Below are 16,662 nucleotides of genomic sequence, written 5' to 3'. Positions count from 1 at the left end.
CCGCGCGGGGCCGCGGCGCCGGCGCGCCGGATGTGCGCCATGCGCTGCGCGCGGCGTTCCCGGCCGGCGCCCCGCTCAGTAGCGGCCGCAGAGCAGGTATTCCATCAGGGCCTTCTGCACGTGCAGGCGGTTCTCGGCCTCTTCCCACACCACGCTCTTGGGACCGTCGATCACCGCCGCCTCGACTTCCTCGCCGCGGTGGGCGGGCAGGCAGTGCATGAACAGCGCGTCGGGATTGGCACGGTCCATCATGACCGTGGTCACCATCCAGTCCTGGAACGCGCGCTTGCGCGCGTCGTTCTCGGCCTCGAAGCCCATGCTGGTCCACACGTCGGTGGTGACGAGGTCCGCGCCCTGGCACGCGGCCAGCGGATCGGCGAACACGTTGACCAGGTGCGCGGCCGAGGCCGGCACCATCGCCGGGTCGAGCTGGTAGCCCGGCGGCGCCGAGAAATGGAAGTTGAAGCCGAGCCGCTCGGCCGCCTGGATCCAGGTGTAGGCCATGTTGTTGGCGTCGCCGATCCACGCCACGGTCTCGCCGCGGATGCTGCCGCGCTGCTCGATGTAGGTGAACACGTCCGCCAGCACCTGGCAGGGATGGTATTCGTTGGTCAGCCCGTTGATCACCGGCACGCGCGAATGCGCGGCGAAGCGCTCGATGATCTCCTGGCCGAAGGTGCGGATCATGATGATGTCGACCATGCGCGAGATCACCTGCGCCGCATCCTCGATCGGCTCGCCGCGCCCGAGCTGGGAATCGCGCGTGTTGAGGAACACCGCGTGGCCGCCGAGCTGGTGGATGCCGGCCTCGAACGACAGGCGCGTGCGGGTCGAATTCTTCTCGAAGATCATGGACAGCGTGCGGTCGTGCAGCGGGTGCCATGTCTCGTAATTCTTGAACTTGGCCTTCAGAATCCGCGCGCGGTCCAGCAGGTACTCGTACTCGTCGGGAGTCAGGTCGCTGAACTGGAGGTAATGCTTGATCGAAGTTGGGCTCATAAAACAAAGAAGGCGGCTCGGTGGGGGCACGCCGCCATGAAGGGTTTCATGGCCTGAGCATGCCGCGGAGCCGCCTTTCGCGTCGCTTGCGCAATTTAACTGCAAGAATCATAAGGGATTATTCCTGCTTTGGCGAGCCTGCGGGGCGCGCGAAGGTGGCCCCGGAGCTTATGCTCAGGTCTTATATAAGATATAATACTGGCTGATTCACGCGGGGCCAGGCATACCGATGCCGCTGCCCGCCGCCGGCATCAAAAGTGCCCCCGCCGACACCGACGCCCCGCTGTCCAGGCCTGGAAAAGAAACGAACCAAACGTTTCCCGGCCGCGTCAAACGGGCTTTGCGTCTGGACGAAGTCTGGCGGGTTTACCGTCGAGTCACCCGTCTTATCCCCGCAGTCCAATGAAGCCCATCGTTCGCGAATATTTCATCCAAGGCATCACCAGGGAAGGCAAGACCTTCCGTCCGAGCGACTGGGCAGAGCGGCTGTGCGGCGTGATGGCGCAATTCCGCCCCGAGGGAGACACCGGGGACCCCCGCATCACCTACTCGCCTTACGTGCGGCCCGTGATGACGGGCAACGTCAAGACCGTGGTGGTCGACGTGCGGCTGCGCGACATCGAACCCAAGGCGCTCGACTTCGTGCTCAACTTCGCGCGCGACAACAACCTGCAACTGGTCGAAGCCTGCTCGCTCGACTGAGCGGAGCGCGCGGGACCGGCATCGCCGCGGCGGTGCCGGCGGGATTGCCGGGCGGCCGGCGCCGGGGCCAGGAAAAAGACAGCGCGCAAGGAAAGCGGAAAACAAAAAAGCTCGTCGAATGACGAGCTTCTTGCATTGTGCGAAACCGCGCCGTGGCGATCCCGCGTTCCGGCCATCCACCGTGCCGCCATGCTCCGCGCCGGTTATCCGGCGCGACCCATGCTGGTCGGCACGAGGCCGGAGGCGCCCGGCGCCAGCCCGGCGCCGCGGCCGCTATCAGGCAGCCATCGACTTGATGGCCGACGACAGGCGCGACTTGTGGCGCGCAGCCTTGTTCTTGTGCACGATCTTCTTGTCGGCGATGGAGTCGATGATCGCTTGCGAGTTCTTGAAGATCTCGGCGGCGGCGGCCTTGTCGCCGGCTTCGATGGCCTTGCGGACGGCCTTCACGGCGGTGCGCAGACGCGAGCGCAGGCTGGAGTTGTGAGCGTTTTGGGCGACGGCCTGGCGAGCGCGCTTGCGGGCTTGTGCGGAATTTGCCATTTAAGTAGATTTCCTGAATTCAGATGCGTGCTCCACGGACGTACTGGGACGTAACCGCAGGCACAATTAAGTGCACATCAAGCGACCCGGGATGCACTGGCACACGAATCCGGAACGCAACTATCCTTGTGAATCGGCAATTATACACACAAGAAAAAGCCAGTGGCAAGCTCGCCCGCATCGGCGGACAGGTGGGTGACGTGCGGGTGACGCATGGGGCCGCGCGCGGGAAGCCGCCGGGCCGGACCGTATAATACGCGCCACACCGGCGCGCCCGGCGTGGCCCCGATGCAACTTCGGCGCGCGCCCGGCGTCTCAAGCCGGTCCGCCCGACGGCTGGCAGCATGCCGCCGCAGCCTCTCCCCCTTGCCGCCGACCACCTTGAACCTGCTCAAAGCGCTCGCCACCATCAGCAGCCTGACGATGCTGTCGCGCATCACCGGCCTCATGCGCGAGATCCTGATCGCCCGCGCCTTCGGGGCCTCGGACATGACCGACGCCTTCAACGTGGCCTTCCGCATCCCCAACCTGCTGCGCCGCATCTTCGGCGAGGGCGCGTTCTCGCAGGCCTTCGTGCCGATCCTCGGCGAATACCACAGCAAGCGCGGCGAGGACGAGACGCGCGCGCTGATCGACGCCGTGGCCACGGTCATGACCTGGGTGCTGATGGGCGTGTCGCTGCTGGGCGTGGTCGGCGCGCCGCTGGTGATGCTGGTGGTGGCCACCGGCTTTCACCAGCAGGGCGGCGAGACCTACGACGCCGCGGTCTTCATGACGCGCGTGATGTTCCCCTACATCGGCCTGATCTCGCTGGTGGCGCTGGCCTCGGGCATCCTCAACACCTGGCGCCGCTTCGCCATGCCGGCCTTCACGCCGGTGCTGCTCAACCTGTGCCTGATCGCGGCCGCGCTGTTCGTCGGGCCGCGCATGGCGCAGCCGATCTACGCGCAGGCGTGGGGCGTGCTGGTCGGCGGCGTGCTGCAGCTGGCGGTGCAGATCCCCGCGCTGCGGCGGCTCGGCGTGATGCCGCGGCTGAGCTTCAACCTGCGCGCGGCCTGGTCGGACCCGGGCGTGCGCCGCGTCATGCGGCAGATGGCGCCGGCCCTGCTGGCGGTCTCGGTGGCGCAGATCAGCCTCATCATCAATACCAACATCGCCTCGCGGCTGGCCGCCGGCAGCGTGTCCTACCTGACCTACGCCGACCGCCTGATGGAGTTCCCCACCGCGCTGCTGGGCGTGGCGCTCGGGACCATCCTGCTGCCGAGCCTGTCGAAGGCCAGCGCCGAGGGCAACCGCGACGAATACTCCGGCCTGCTCGACTGGGGCCTGCGCCTGACCTTCCTGCTGGCGGTGCCGTGCGCGGTGGGGCTGTTCGTGTTCGGCACGCCGCTGACCGCGGTGCTGTTCAACTACGGCAAGTTCGACGCCCACGCGGTGGAAATGACGCGCCAGGCGCTGGTGTCGTACGGCACCGGCCTGCTCGGCCTGATCCTCATCAAGATCCTGGCGCCGGGCTTCTACGCGCGCCAGGACATCCGCACGCCGGTCAAGATCGCGCTGCTGGTGCTGGTGATCACGCAGCTGTCCAACTACGTGTTCGTGCCGCGCATGGGCCATGCCGGGCTGGCGCTGTCGATCAGCTTCGGCGCCACGGTCAATGCGCTGCTGCTGTTCCTGGGCCTGCGCCGGCGCGGTTTCTACACGCCGGCCCGGGGCTGGCTGCTGTTCCTGGCCCAGTTGCTGACCGCCGTGCTGCTGCTGGCCGGCATGCTGCTGTGGTTCGCCCGCACCTTCGACTGGGTGGGCCTGGGCGCCACGCCGCTGCTGCGCATCGCCCTGCTCGCCTCGTGCCTGGTACTTGCGGCGGTCGTCTACTTCGGTACACTGTGGCTCATGGGGCTGAGATACTCCGCGTTCAAGCGGAGAGCCGGCTAGGAAGCCCCGCCAGCCAATCCGCCGGATGCCGCGCCCAGGAGTGCGCGGCGCAGAGCCGGATGGCCATGTGCGGTGCAGGGTCAAGGCAAGCGAGGTGGTGCCACAATGAGTGCCAGAATGAGACAAGGCGGCCGCGCCAGGGCGGGCGGCCGCGCGACCGCCGCCCTGCCGTCTTCGGGAATGCCGCGATGACAACCACGAAAGTCCTGGACTACTTCGCCAGCCTCGTGGCAGACGAGCACGGCATCCCGCTGACCGAGACGGTGCTCTCGATCGCCCAGGATGCCTATCCTGACCTTGACCTGCAGTCGGAACTGGCCGCGCTCGACATGCTCGCGGTCCGGCTCAAGCGCCGCGTCGCCGAGGGCACGCCGGCCATCCAGCGCCTGCGCCTGCTCAATCATTTCTTCTACCGCGACCTGGGCTTCGGCGCCAACGCGAACGACTACTACGACCCGGACAATTCCTACCTGAACGTGGTGCTCAAGCAGCGCCGCGGCATTCCCATCTCGCTGGCGGTGCTCTACATGGAGCTGGGGCAGCAGATCGGCCTGCCGCTCAAGGGCGTGTCCTTTCCCAACCATTTCCTGGTGCGGATGTCGATCCCGGCCGGCGAAGTGGTGGTGGACCCGCTCACGGGCGAGACGCTGTCCAAGGAACAGCTGCAGGACATGCTGGACCCGCACCTGGAGCGCGAGGGCATCGCCGATCCCAACGAGGTGCCGCTGGGACTGTTCCTGCAGGTGGCCAGCCACCGCGAGATCGTGGCGCGCGTGCTGCGCAACCTCAAGTCGATCTACCTGCAGGAATCGCGCTGGCAGCGCCTGCTGGCGGTGCAGAACCGGCTGGTGATCCTGCTGCCGGGCTCGATCGAGGAAGTGCGCGACCGCGGCCTGGCCTACGCCAACCTGGAGTGCTTCCGCCCGGCGCTCGAAGACCTCGAAGCCTACGTGATGGCGCGGCCCGACGCGGCCGACACCACCCAGATCCGCGACCGCATGCCGGCGCTGCGCCTGATGAGCCGCAGCGTCAGCTGAGCTTCGGTTGAGCGCCGCGGCGCCTCAGGACGTGCGGCGCTTGCCGCCGCGCACCAGCTTCCACAGCCCGCCCAGCACCAGCGGCACGATGGCCGCGCCGATGCCGGCCAGCACGATCAGGTTCAGGTACTGCTTGATGAACGGCAGGTTGCCGAAGAAGTAGCCGGCGAACACCAGGCCCAGCACCCAGGCGGCCGCGCCCAGCACGTTGAACAGCTGGAACTTGGCGAAGGTCATCTGCGACACGCCCGCGACGAACGGCGCGAAGGTGCGCACGATCGGCAGGAAGCGGGCCATCACCAGCGTCTTGCCGCCGTGGCGCTCGTAGAAATTGTGCGTCTTGCGCAGTGCCGTCTGGTCGAGGAAGCGCCAGTGCCCGTCGAACACCTTGGGGCCCACCCAGCTGCCCACCAGGTAGTTGACGGTATTGCCGCCCACGGCCGCCACCAGCAGCAGCCCGACCAGCGCCCATTCGTTCATGGCGCCCGTGGCGCAGAAGGCGCCGGCGATGAAGAGCAGGGAATCGCCCGGCAGGAACGGCAGCACCACCAGGCCGGTCTCGGCAAAGACGATGGCGAAGAGGATCGCATAGACCCATCCGCCATAGTTCTGGATGACCGTGCCAAGGTATTTGTCGACGTGCAGCAGCATGTCGATGAACTGCAAAGCGATGTCCAATTGAATCCCCGTTCTAGATCTAGCCGACATCATACAAGACCGCACCGGCGCCAAAGCCACCTGCGGCGCCCTGCGGGCGAGGGGCACGCGCACGTATAATTCCGCCATGCCCGCCGAAGCCATCCGCCCTGCCCAGCCCCTGCGTCCCATCCGCCCGCTGCCCGACCAGTTGATCAGCCAGATCGCGGCCGGCGAGGTGGTCGAGCGCCCCGCCTCCGTGGTCAAGGAGCTGCTGGAGAACGCGCTGGACGCCGGCGCCACCCAGCTCAACATCCGCCTGGAGGAAGGCGGCGTGCGCCGCATCGTAATCGCCGACAACGGCTGCGGCATCCCCGCGGCCGAGCTGCCGGTCGCGCTGATGCGCCACGCCACCAGCAAGATCGCCTCGCTCGACGAGCTCGAATCCGTGCTGACGCTGGGCTTTCGCGGCGAGGCACTGGCCTCGATCGCCTCGGTCTCCGAGCTGACCCTGACCAGCCGCACCGCCGACGACGCGCATGCCACGCTGGTCGCCGCCGACAGCGGCAAGGTGCAGCCGGCCTCCGGCGGCGTCGGCACCACCGTCGACGTGCAGCACCTGTACTTCAACACGCCGGCGCGCAGAAAGTTCCTGAAGTCCGAGCAGACCGAGTTCGGGCATTGCCTGGAGATGGTGCGGCGCGTGGCGCTGGCGCGCCCGGACGTCGCCATCACGGTCCATCACAACGGCCGCCCGATGGAGCACTGGAACGCCGGCGACGTGGCCACGCGCACGGCGCAGGTGCTCGGCGCCGATTTCGCGCGCGCCCGCCTGCCGCTCGACGAGGAAGCCGACACCCTGCACCTGTACGGCTTCGCCGGCCTGCCGACCGCCTCGCGCGGCCGCCCAGACCAGCAGTTCTTCTTCGTCAACGGCCGCTACGTGCGCGACAAGCTGCTCACCCACGCGGTGCGCAGCGCCTACCAGGACGTGCTGCACGGCGACCGCTTCCCGTCCTACGTGCTGTGCATGGACCTGCCGCCGGAAATGGTGGACGTGAACGTGCACCCGTCCAAGATCGAGGTGCGCTTCCGCGAATCGCGCGCGGTGCACCAGTTCGTCTACCACGCCGTGCAGCGCTGCCTGGCCCGCCAGGCCGGCGCGCAGGGCGACAGCCTGCACAGCACGACCGGCGATGCCGAGGCGCCCCCGCCGCCGCGCGGTGGCGGCCTCGGCGGCGGCTTCGGCGGCGCGCTGCCGGCAAGGGGCGGCGCGCCCGGCGGCGGCATCAGTGCCGGCAGCGGTGCCGGCGCGCGGCCCTGGGTCGACTACACCGCCGCCGCGCGCCAGACCGAGCTCGGCGTCATGCAGCCGCGCCAGGCCTACCTCGGCATGGTGCGCGACGCGATCCAGCCCGGCGGCGGCTTCGCGCGCCCGGCCGCGCCGGCGCCCGGCGGCCATGCGGATGGCGCCGGCACGCCGCCGGCCTGGCTGGCCGATGCCCGTGCCGCCCGCGAGAACGACCCGCCCGGCCTGCTCGAAACGGCGCCGCCGCGGGAAGAATCCGCGGCCGACGACGCCCACCCGCTCGGCTTCGCCATCGCCCAGCTGCACGGCATCTACGTGCTCGCGCAGAACGCGCGCGGGCTGGTGCTGGTCGACATGCACGCCGCCCACGAACGCATCCTCTACGAGCAGATCAAGACCGCGCTCGACGCGCGCGAGCTCGCCGTGCAGCCGCTGCTGATCCCGGTCACGCTGACCGCCAGCCCGGTGGAGATCGGCGCCGCCGAGGAACACCAGGACACGCTCGCGCTGCTGGGCTTCGACATCGCGCCGGTGTCGCCCACCACGCTCGCGGTGCGCGCCATCCCGGCGCTGCTCAAGCAGGCCGACACCGAGGCGCTGGCGCGCGACGTGCTGCGCGACCTGCAGTCGTTCGGCGGCTCGCGCGTGCTGGCCGAGCGGCAGAACGAGCTGCTCGCCACGCTGGCCTGCCACAGCGCGGTGCGCGCCAACCGCAAGCTCACCGTGGAAGAGATGAACGCGCTGCTGCGCCAGATGGAGCAGACCGAGCGCGCCGACCAGTGCAACCACGGCCGGCCCACCTGGGTGCAGTTGTCGGTGGCCGAGCTGGACCGGCTGTTCCTGCGCGGCCAGTAAGCCCGCCGCGCCCGCCGTGACAGCCCCCGCCTCCGCCGGCCACGCCGCGCCCGTCGTCTGCCTGCTCGGCCCCACCGCGTCGGGCAAGACCGCCGCCGCGCTGGCGCTGGCCGCGCGCGCGCCGGTCGAGATCATCAGCCTCGACTCGGCGCTGGTCTACCGCGGGATGGACATCGGCACCGCCAAGCCGTCCGCCGCCGAACTGGCCGCGGTGCCGCACCACCTGATCGACATCATCGACCCGGCCGAGAGCTATTCGGCCGCGCAGTTCGTGGCCGATGCCGAGCGCCTGATCGGCGAGATCCGCGCGCGCGGCCGCGCGCCGTTGATCGTGGGCGGCACCATGCTCTACTACAAGGCGCTCACGCAGGGCCTGAACGACCTGCCGCAGGCCGACGCCGCGGTGCGCGCCGAACTCGACGCGCTCGCCGCCGCGCGCGGCTGGCCGGCGCTGCACGCGATGCTGGCCCAGGTCGATCCCGTCACCGCCGCGCGGCTGGCACCCAACGACGCCCAGCGCATCCAGCGCGCGCTGGAGATCCACCGCCTCACCGGCCAGCCCATGTCGGCGCTGCTGGCGCGCCAGGCCGACGAGCGCGCCTTCGCCGGCGCCGCCGACCGGCGCTACCGCGTGATCGCGCTCGAGCCGTCCGACCGCGCCGCGCTGCACGCGCGCATCGCGGCGCGCTACGACGCCATGCTGGCCGGCGGCTTCATCGAGGAAGTGGAGCGCCTGCGCGCGCGCGGCGACCTGCAGCCGACGCTGCCCTCGATCCGCTGCGTGGGCTACCGCCAGGTGTGGGAATACCTCGACGGCGAAACCGACTACGCCACCATGCGCGAGCGCGGCATCGCCGCCACGCGGCAGCTCTGCAAGCGCCAGCTGACCTGGCTGCGCAGCACGCCCGAGCGCGAGGTGGTGGACTGCCTCGCGCCCGACTACGCGGCGCAGGTGGCGCGGCTGGCAAGCATCGGGCAGGCATGACGAGGCGGCGCGCCGCCTGAATGCCGCAGCGGCATCGCAATCGGGACCGAATCGGAGCCGAAGTGATGGATACGCGATAATCGCCGCTTATCGACTGACGATCCCGCGACCCGCCATGCCCGCCTCCGCTCCCGCCTTCACCCTGCGCCCCGCCACCGCCGCCGACTGCGAAACCCTGTTCACGCTGATCTCCGCGCTGGCCGAATACGAAAAGCTGACCCATCTGGTCGAAGCCACGCCGCGCAAGCTGGAGGAAGCGCTGTTCGGCGCGCGCCCGCTGGCCGAGGCGGTGCTGGTGGAAGTGCCCGGCGCGCAAGGCCCGCAGGCGGTCGGCTTCGCCCTGTTCTTCCACAATTTCTCGACCTTCCTGTCAAGGCGCGGGCTCTACCTGGAAGACCTCTACGTGGACCCGGCCTGGCGCGGCCACGGCATGGGCAAGGCGCTGCTCCGGCACCTCGCGGCGCTGGCGGTCGAGCGCGGCTGCGGCCGTTTCGAATGGACCGTGCTGGACTGGAACACGCCGTCGATCGACTTCTACCGCGCGATGGGCGCCGACGTGCTGCCGGACTGGCGCATCTGCCGCGTGACCGGCAACGCGCTGGCGAAGATGGGGGTGGCTGGCTGAACTGGCGCAGTTGCAGAGCCACCGCCGGTTTGCGCGTTGTTTGGGCTAGCTCGCGCGGTGTGGGCGCATCTGGCGGCGTCGTTCATTGCCCTCGGTTTGCTCCCCTCTCCCGCTTGCGGGAGAGGGGCCGGGGGAGAGGGCCGGCGCCGGGAATGCTGCCGTGCTGGACAACACCATTGGCTTCGTTCCTGGCCGCTACGCTGGACCACACCGCTGGCCCCGCTTGATGTGGCTCCTGGTCAAACCGCCCCTCTCCCCGCCCCTCTCCCCGTGAGGGGAGAGGGAGAACACCTTGCTTGGGCCAGCGCTGACGGCGTGGGCGTATCTGGCGGCTTCGGCAAGCGTACGGGAACAGCCGGAACGCTCAGACCACCACGGTCTGCGCCTGGCCTTCGGCGCGCTCGCGGATCTCGCCGATCTGCCACACGGCTTCGCCGGCGGCCTGCAGATGGGTGATGGCGCGCGCGGCGTCTTCCTTCGCCACGATCACCACCATGCCGATGCCGCAGTTGAACACGCGGTGCATTTCGTCGTCGGCCACGTTGCCCTGGGCCTGCAGCCACTGGAACAGCGGCGGCAGGGCCCAGGCGTCGCGCTGGAGCACGGCGGTCACGTTCTGCGCCAGCACGCGCGGCACGTTCTCGGTCAGGCCGCCGCCGGTGATGTGGGCCATGCCCTTGACCGGCAGGGTCTCGATCAGCGACAGCAGCGGCTTCACGTAGATGCGCGTGGGCGCCATGATGGCGTCCTGCAGGCGCTGGCCGTGGAAATCGGCGTTCAGGTCGGGCCGGGCCACCTCGATGATCTTGCGCACCAGCGAGTAGCCGTTGGAGTGCGCGCCCGACGAGGCCAGGCCCAGCACCACGTCGCCCGGCACGATGGTGCTGCCGTCGATGATGCGGCTTTTCTCGACCGCGCCGACGGCGAAGCCGGCCAGATCGTATTCGCCGTCCGGGTACATGCTCGGCATCTCGGCGGTCTCGCCGCCGATCAGCGCGCAGCCGGCCAGTTCGCAGCCGTGGGCGATGCCCTGGATCACGGTGGCGGCGGTCTCCACGTCGAGCTTGCCGCAGGCGAAGTAGTCGAGGAAGAACAGCGGCTCGGCGCCCTGCACCAGGATGTCGTTGACGCTCATGGCCACCAGGTCCTGGCCCACGGTGTCGTGGCGGTTGAGCTGGAAGGCCAGCTTGAGCTTGGTGCCCACGCCGTCGGTGCCGGACACCAGCACCGGCTCCTGGTATTTCTTCGACAATTCGAACAGCGCGCCGAAGCCCCCGATGCCGGCCATCACGCCCTCGCGCATGGTGCGCTTGGCGAACGGCTTGATGCGGTCGACAAGCGCGTCGCCCGCATCGATATCGACGCCGGCATCGCGGTAGGAAAGGCCTGCCTGGCCGGAAGTGGGGGATGCGCTCATAGAACCTGCTCGTCCTGGGGGTATGAAGTGAGGAATGCGGCGCTCACGACGGCGATTTGCGGCCGCGAGTCCAGTAGAATCGCAATTTTAACGGATACAGGCTGCCGCCTTCCAGTTTCCGGTTCTTCGCGTCATGAAGTCTTGCCCCCATTCACTGCCGATGCACGCCACCGCTGCCGACCGCGGCCGGCGCCCCCACGTGCCGGCCGCGGTCGGCGCGGGCGCGGGGCGGCGCGTTTACAGGGCAGCAGGCCTTCACCCCAGGTAACCGAAAAGCCATGTATCCGCGCCCCAAGCAGCTTTCGCTTGAACTTGGCAGCCCGCCGCCGTCGACCTTCGAGAATTTCTTCGTGGCCGCCAACCGCGAGCCGGTGCAGCGCCTGCGCGACCTGGCCCCGGCGGTGGCGCAGGAGCGCGCGCCCGACCGCCTGATCTACCTGTGGGGCGAGACCGGCTCGGGCCGCACCCACCTGCTGCACGCGGTGTGCGAGAGCGGCTACCAGGCCGGCATCCGCTGCCGCTACCTGAGCCCGCACCACGCGCTGTCGGACTTCATCTTCGATCCGAGCTGCCAGCTCTACACGGTCGACGACGTGGAACTGCTCGACGAAGCGCGCCAGATCGCCGTGTTCTCGCTCTACAACGAAGTACGCGCCCACGTGCGCACCGCGCTGGTGGTGGCCGGCAGCGTGGCGCCGCTGGCCATGCCGGTGCGCGAGGACCTGCGCACGCGGCTGGGCTGGGGCCTGGTCTACCAGCTCGCGCCGCTGTCGGACGAAGACAAGATGACCGCGCTGGTGCAGGCCGCGCGCGAGCGCGGCCTGCAGCTTTCGCCCGAGATCCCGCACTGGCTGGTTACGCGCCACTACCGCGACATGCCCAGCCTGATGGCGCTGCTGGACGCGCTCGACACCTATTCGCTCGAGCGCAAGCGCGCCGTCACGCTGCCGCTGCTGCGGGAAATGTTCGCGGAGCTGCGCGAGTGAGCGCACGCAGCCGGCACCGCCCCCGCAGCCCCTGGCATGCCGCGTGCTTGCCTGCGTTGGGGCGCAGCGACGCCAAGAAACCGGCAACAATCACGTTAATGTAAAATCGCCGCCCATGAATCTGGCATTGTTCGACCTCGACCATACCCTGCTCCCGACCGACAGCGACCACGAATGGGGGCGCTTCCTCGTGCGCCTGGGCGTCGTCGACGAGGAAACCTACCGCCGCAAGAACGAGGAGTTCTACGGGCAGTACAAGGCAGGCACCCTGGATATACAAGCCTTCCTGCGCTTCGCGCTGGCGCCGCTGGCGGCCAATCCGCGCGACCGCCTCGAAACCTGGCGCAAGCAGTTCATGCGCGAAGTGATCGATCCGGTCATCACGCCGCAGGCGCGCGCGCTGGTCTACAAGCACCTCGACGCCGGCGACCTGTGCGCGGTGGTCACCGCCACCAACAGCTTCGTCACCGCGCCGATCACCGCCGCCTTCGGCATCAAGCACCTGATCGCCACCGAGCCGGCCACCGCCAACGGGCAGCCGGACGGCGCCTTCACCGGCGAGGTGGCGGGCCTGCCGAGCTTCCGCGAGGGCAAGATCGCCCGCGTCGAAGCCTGGCTCAAGAGCATGGGCACCCAGTGGGATGCCTTCGAAACCACCACCTTCTACAGCGATTCGGCCAACGACCTGCCGCTACTGGAAAAGGTCAGCGAACCGATCGCCGCCAACCCGGACGATCGCCTGCGTCACCACGCCGCCGCGGCCGGCTGGCGCATCATGGATCTGTTCTGACGTGATCAAGAAGCTAATCAACCGGCTGCTCGGCAAGCCGGGCCCCCAGCAGCGCCCCGTCAAACGCCGTGGCCGCGCCGGCACGCCGCACATCGTGCCGCACGACGAGCACCAGATCGACCAGTCGCTGATCTCGCGCAACGCCATCAAGGTCACCTCCACGCTGCAGCAGGCCGGCTACCAGGCCTTCATCGTGGGCGGCGCGGTGCGCGACCTGCTGCTGGGCATCAAGCCCAAGGACTTCGATGTCGCCACCAACGCCACGCCCGACCAGGTGCAGGCGCTGTTCCGCCGCTCGCGCATCATCGGCCGGCGCTTCCAGATCGTGCACGTGACCTTCTACGGCGGGCGCGAGCAGGAGATCATCGAGGTCTCCACCTTCCGCGCGCTGGTCGACGCGGTGGCCAGCGAGACCCTGCCCGAGGGGCGCCGCCTCAAGCGCGCCGAGCTCGACAGCAAGACCCACGCGATCGACGCCTCGGGCCGCGTGCTGCGCGACAACGTGTGGGGCTCGCAGGCGGAGGACGCGGAACGCCGCGACTTCACCATCAACGCGATGTACTACGACCCGGCCGAGCAGACGGTGTATGACTACCATCACGGCATGGAAGACATCCGCGCGCGCACGCTGCGCATGATCGGCGACCCGGTCACGCGCTACCGCGAGGACCCGATCCGCATGCTGCGCGTGGTGCGCTTCGCCGCCAAGACCGGCTTCGGCATCGACGAGGACACGCGCCAGCCGATCGCCGACCTGGCCTCGCTGATCCACAACGTGCCCAGCGCGCGCCTGTTCGACGAGATGCTCAAGCTGCTGATGTCCGGCCACGCCTGGGCCTCGCTGCAGGAGCTGCGCAAGGCTGGCCTGCACAAGGGCCTGCTGCCGCTGCTGGACGTGGCGATCGAGCAGCCGATGGGCCAGCGCTTCGTGCAGTTGGCGCTCGACAACACCGACCAGCGCGTGCAGGTCGGCAAGCCGGTCTCGCCGGGCTTCCTGTTCGCCGCGCTGCTGTGGCACCACGTGCTGCAGCGCTGGACCGCGCTGCGCGAGCAGGGCGAGCACGCCATCGCCGCGCTCAACACGGCGATGGACGACGTGCTCGAGCGCCAGACCGGCCAGCTCGCCATCCAGCGCCGCTTCGTCACCGACATGCGCGACATCTGGGGCATGCAGCCGCGCTTCGAGAAGCGCGTGGGCCGCATGCCGTTCCGCCTGATCGAGTCGCCGCGCTTTCGCGCCGGCTTCGACTTCCTGCAGCTGCGCTGCGACTCCGGCGAGCAGCCGGCCGAGCTGGCGCGCTGGTGGCAGGACTTCCAGAACGCCGACGGCGAGCGCCGCGAGGCCCTGATCGACGCCGTGCGCCCGCCGCGCGGCGGCAAGCAGGGCGGTGGCGGCGGCAGCGGTGGCGGCAGCCCCGACGGCGGCGAACCGTCCGGCGACTGGGACGGCGGCGATGGCGGCGACGGCAGCGAGAGCGGCGGCCCGGCACGCAAGAAGCGCCGTCGGCGCAGTCCGCGGAAATCGGATAAAGTTTCCTCCCGGAGTGATATGGACGCGAGCCAGGATGCCGGCTCGGCTGAAGACCGGAACGCCGGCAAGGTACGCGTCCAGCCGGAGGAATCGTAATGACAGTTGCCTTTATCGGCATCGGGGCCAACCTGGGCGATGCCCGGCAGGCCCTCAAGGATGCCATCGTGTGCCTGGCCCAGCAGGTCGGCATCACGGTGCTGGCGAGATCGTCGCTTTACCGCACGGCCCCGGTCGACGCGGGCGGCGACGACTACTTCAACGCGGTGGTGAAGGTGGAAACCCCGTTCACCGCGGCCCAGCTATTGCGCATCTGCCACCACATCGAGGACCAGTTCGGCCGCGAGCGCCCGTTCCGCAACGCGCCGCGCACGCTCGACCTCGACCTGCTGCTGTTCGGCGACGAGATCCACGGCGACGAGCATCTCACGGTGCCGCATGCGCGCGTGGCCGAGCGCGCCTTCACGCTGGTGCCGCTGCTGGAGCTGGACCCCGCGCTGGTGATCCCGGGCCGCGGCCCGGCCGCCGACTTCCTGCCGGCGGTCAATACGCAGCGCATCGAGAAATTCTCGTTCTGCCAGTGCACGCGGCAGAAAACGGAAGCGCGCGACGCTTCCTGACGGCGCGGCATCCCGGGGCGCGCCGTCAGGAAACGTCGCGCTCCCCGGCCCGCCTCCCCTAGCCGACCGGACCCGCCCATGCTCGAACATCTGCGCAGGATCGTGGTGGAAGGCCCCATCGGCGCCGGCAAGACGGCGCTGGCGCAGCGCCTGGCGCAAACCCTGCGCGCCGGCGAGCTGCTCGACGGCGCCCGCGGCAATCCCTTCCTCGACCGCTATTACCGCGAGCCGGCGCGCTACGCGCTGCCGCTGCAGCTGTCGCTGCTGAACCAGCGCGCGCAGCAGTTGCAGGCGTGGCAGGCGGCGCTGCTGGCCGGCCAGCGCATGGTGGGCAATTTCCTCCATGCCCGCGACCGGCTCTACGCGGGCCTGACGCTGCCCGAGGACGAGCTGGCGCTGTACGACGCCCTCGCCGCGCGCCTGCCCGCGCAGAGCCAGCGCACGGACCTGGTGATCGTGCTGCAGGCCTCGCCCGCGCTGCTGCGCGAGCGCATCGCGCGGCGCAACGCGCCCGGCGAGTCCAGCATCGACGACACCTACCTGGAGCGCCTGTGTGGCGCCTACGGCGAGCTGTTCCACCGCTACGACGAGGCGCCGGTGATGATCGTCGACACCGCCCACTTCAACCCGGTGGACAACGACGGCGATTTCCGTACACTACTGTCGCGCATCGAAGACATGCGCGGCCGCAAGGCCTTTCTCAATCTCGCTGCGCCCTGACAGGTTCCCGCCTGCCAGCCCGACCATAACGACAGCAGCCGCTGCCGCGCACCGCGGCAAAGCGGATTGCAGGGGACAACGGCCCGCCGCATGGCCTGAAGCGGCCCGCCCGCCTCCCGTCTCTCTACCGGCCCAACGTCATGAGCTACCTCCTCGATCCCTCCCGCAAGACCGTCACCATTCCCAAGCTGCAGGCGATGCGCGCCGCCGGCGAAAAGATCGCCATGCTGACCGCCTACGACTCCAGCTTCGCCGCGCTGCTCGACTACTGCGGCGTCGAAGTGCTGCTGGTCGGCGACTCCCTCGGCAACGTCATGCAGGGCCAGCAGACCACGCTGCCCGTGACGCTGGAACAGATGGCCTACCACACCGAGTGCGTGGCGCGCGGCAACCAGAGCGCGCTGCTGGTGGCGGACCTGCCGTTCGGCACCTACCCCACGCCCGAGACCGCCTTCGCCAGCGCCGCCACGCTGATGCGCGCGGGCGCGCAGATGGTCAAGCTCGAAGGCGGCGACTGGCTCGCGCCGACCGTGCAGTTCCTGGTCGAGCGCAGCGTCCCGGTGTGCGCGCACATCGGCCTGACGCCGCAGTCGGTGCATGCGCTGGGCGGCTTCAAGGTGCAGGGCAAGACCGACGAGAGCGCCGCGCAGCTCAAGCGCGACGCCCTCGCGCTGCAGGCCGCGGGCGCGCAGCTGATCGTGATGGAAGCGGTGCCGGCGGCGCTGGCGGGCGTGGTCACGGGCCTGCTGACGATTCCCACCATCGGCATCGGCGCGGGCGTGGACTGCTCGGGCCAGGTGCTGGTGCTGCAGGACATGATCAACGTCTACCCGGGCCGCAAGGCCAAGTTCGTGCGCAACTTCATGGAAGGCGCCGCGTCGATCGAGGCCGCCGTGCGCGCCTACGTGGCGGCCGTGAAGGACGGCAGCTTCCCGGCGGCGGAGCACACCTTCTCCGCCTGACCCGCCTGACCCT

The 16,662-nt window shown here is 69.4% G+C and carries 16 protein-coding genes; 12 read left to right on the top strand and 4 right to left on the bottom strand.

Going from position 1 to position 16,662, the window contains the following annotated elements; all coding sequences use genetic code 11:
* Positions 1-75: 75 nt before the first annotated feature.
* Positions 76-999 carry an ornithine carbamoyltransferase gene (gene argF, locus KF708C_RS24375; RefSeq protein WP_059413548.1) on the bottom strand — a complete coding sequence of 308 codons (924 nt, stop codon included), beginning with the start codon at positions 997-999 and terminating at the stop codon, positions 76-78.
* A gap of 402 nt (positions 1,000-1,401) precedes the next feature.
* On the opposite strand from argF, the gene KF708C_RS24370 reads away from it, so the two are divergent.
* On the top strand, positions 1,402-1,701 hold the full coding sequence (locus KF708C_RS24370; RefSeq protein WP_020201739.1) for a DUF3579 domain-containing protein: 300 nt from the start codon (positions 1,402-1,404) through the stop codon (positions 1,699-1,701).
* 276 nt (positions 1,702-1,977) lie between these two features.
* On the opposite strand, the gene rpsT is transcribed toward KF708C_RS24370, so the two are convergent.
* A complete protein-coding gene (gene rpsT / locus KF708C_RS24365; protein ID WP_020201740.1) occupies positions 1,978-2,244 on the bottom strand; it encodes a 30S ribosomal protein S20 in 267 nt (88 codons plus the stop codon).
* Between the two features lie 381 nt (positions 2,245-2,625).
* On the opposite strand from rpsT, the gene murJ reads away from it, so the two are divergent.
* Positions 2,626-4,179, top strand: coding sequence for a murein biosynthesis integral membrane protein MurJ (gene murJ / locus KF708C_RS24360; protein ID WP_059413547.1), 1,554 nt, complete (start codon positions 2,626-2,628; stop codon positions 4,177-4,179).
* A gap of 188 nt (positions 4,180-4,367) precedes the next feature.
* The gene (locus tag KF708C_RS24355; protein WP_020201742.1) at positions 4,368-5,216 is read left to right on the top strand and encodes a SirB1 family protein; all 849 of its coding nucleotides are present in this window, start codon (positions 4,368-4,370) and stop codon (positions 5,214-5,216) included.
* Positions 5,217-5,240: 24 nt separating this feature from the next.
* Here the strand turns inward: KF708C_RS24355 and KF708C_RS24350 are convergent, their stop codons facing one another.
* On the bottom strand, positions 5,241-5,867 hold the full coding sequence (locus tag KF708C_RS24350) for a VTT domain-containing protein (protein WP_369796869.1): 627 nt from the start codon (positions 5,865-5,867) through the stop codon (positions 5,241-5,243).
* Positions 5,868-6,000: 133 nt separating this feature from the next.
* On the opposite strand from KF708C_RS24350, the gene mutL reads away from it, so the two are divergent.
* The 3 genes from mutL to KF708C_RS24335 all read left to right on the top strand — a co-directional run bounded on the left by mutL (position 6,001) and on the right by KF708C_RS24335 (position 9,626).
* Entirely contained in the window at positions 6,001-8,016 is a 2,016-nt protein-coding gene (gene mutL / locus KF708C_RS24345; RefSeq protein WP_059413546.1) for a DNA mismatch repair endonuclease MutL, read from the top strand.
* Between the two features lie 16 nt (positions 8,017-8,032).
* Complete coding sequence (gene miaA, locus KF708C_RS24340) at positions 8,033-9,001, top strand: tRNA (adenosine(37)-N6)-dimethylallyltransferase MiaA (protein ID WP_059413545.1); 969 nt, start codon at positions 8,033-8,035, stop codon at positions 8,999-9,001.
* A gap of 115 nt (positions 9,002-9,116) precedes the next feature.
* Positions 9,117-9,626, top strand: coding sequence for a GNAT family N-acetyltransferase (locus KF708C_RS24335; RefSeq protein ID WP_059413544.1), 510 nt, complete (start codon positions 9,117-9,119; stop codon positions 9,624-9,626).
* Between the two features lie 364 nt (positions 9,627-9,990).
* Here the strand turns inward: KF708C_RS24335 and purM are convergent, their stop codons facing one another.
* Positions 9,991-11,043, bottom strand: a complete 1,053-nt coding sequence (gene purM / locus KF708C_RS24330) for a phosphoribosylformylglycinamidine cyclo-ligase (protein WP_059413543.1) — start codon at positions 11,041-11,043, stop codon at positions 9,991-9,993.
* A gap of 278 nt (positions 11,044-11,321) precedes the next feature.
* Between purM and hda the strand changes: the two genes are divergently transcribed.
* The 6 genes from hda (at position 11,322) to panB (ending at position 16,649) form a co-directional block, all read left to right on the top strand.
* Positions 11,322-12,029, top strand: coding sequence for a DnaA regulatory inactivator Hda (hda, locus tag KF708C_RS24325; RefSeq protein WP_020201748.1), 708 nt, complete (start codon positions 11,322-11,324; stop codon positions 12,027-12,029).
* 115 nt (positions 12,030-12,144) lie between these two features.
* Positions 12,145-12,819: an HAD family hydrolase gene (locus tag KF708C_RS24320; protein WP_029043330.1), complete on the top strand. Its 675-nt coding sequence runs from the start codon at positions 12,145-12,147 to the stop codon at positions 12,817-12,819.
* Position 12,820: 1 nt separating this feature from the next.
* Positions 12,821-14,446: a polynucleotide adenylyltransferase PcnB gene (gene pcnB, locus KF708C_RS24315; protein WP_059413542.1), complete on the top strand. Its 1,626-nt coding sequence runs from the start codon at positions 12,821-12,823 to the stop codon at positions 14,444-14,446.
* A complete protein-coding gene (gene folK / locus KF708C_RS24310; protein ID WP_020201751.1) occupies positions 14,446-14,967 on the top strand; it encodes a 2-amino-4-hydroxy-6-hydroxymethyldihydropteridine diphosphokinase in 522 nt (173 codons plus the stop codon). Before pcnB ends, folK begins: the two co-directional genes overlap by 1 nt.
* 78 nt (positions 14,968-15,045) lie before the next feature.
* Positions 15,046-15,687 carry a deoxynucleoside kinase gene (locus KF708C_RS24305; protein ID WP_020201752.1) on the top strand — a complete coding sequence of 214 codons (642 nt, stop codon included), beginning with the start codon at positions 15,046-15,048 and terminating at the stop codon, positions 15,685-15,687.
* Positions 15,688-15,827: 140 nt separating this feature from the next.
* The gene (panB, locus tag KF708C_RS24300; protein WP_059413541.1) at positions 15,828-16,649 is read left to right on the top strand and encodes a 3-methyl-2-oxobutanoate hydroxymethyltransferase; all 822 of its coding nucleotides are present in this window, start codon (positions 15,828-15,830) and stop codon (positions 16,647-16,649) included.
* Positions 16,650-16,662 lie beyond the last annotated feature (13 nt).

This window comes from Cupriavidus basilensis, assembly GCF_000876015.1.
Classification (GTDB): domain Bacteria; phylum Pseudomonadota; class Gammaproteobacteria; order Burkholderiales; family Burkholderiaceae; genus Cupriavidus; species Cupriavidus basilensis_B.
This window is presented reverse-complemented; position numbering and strand designations above follow the sequence as displayed.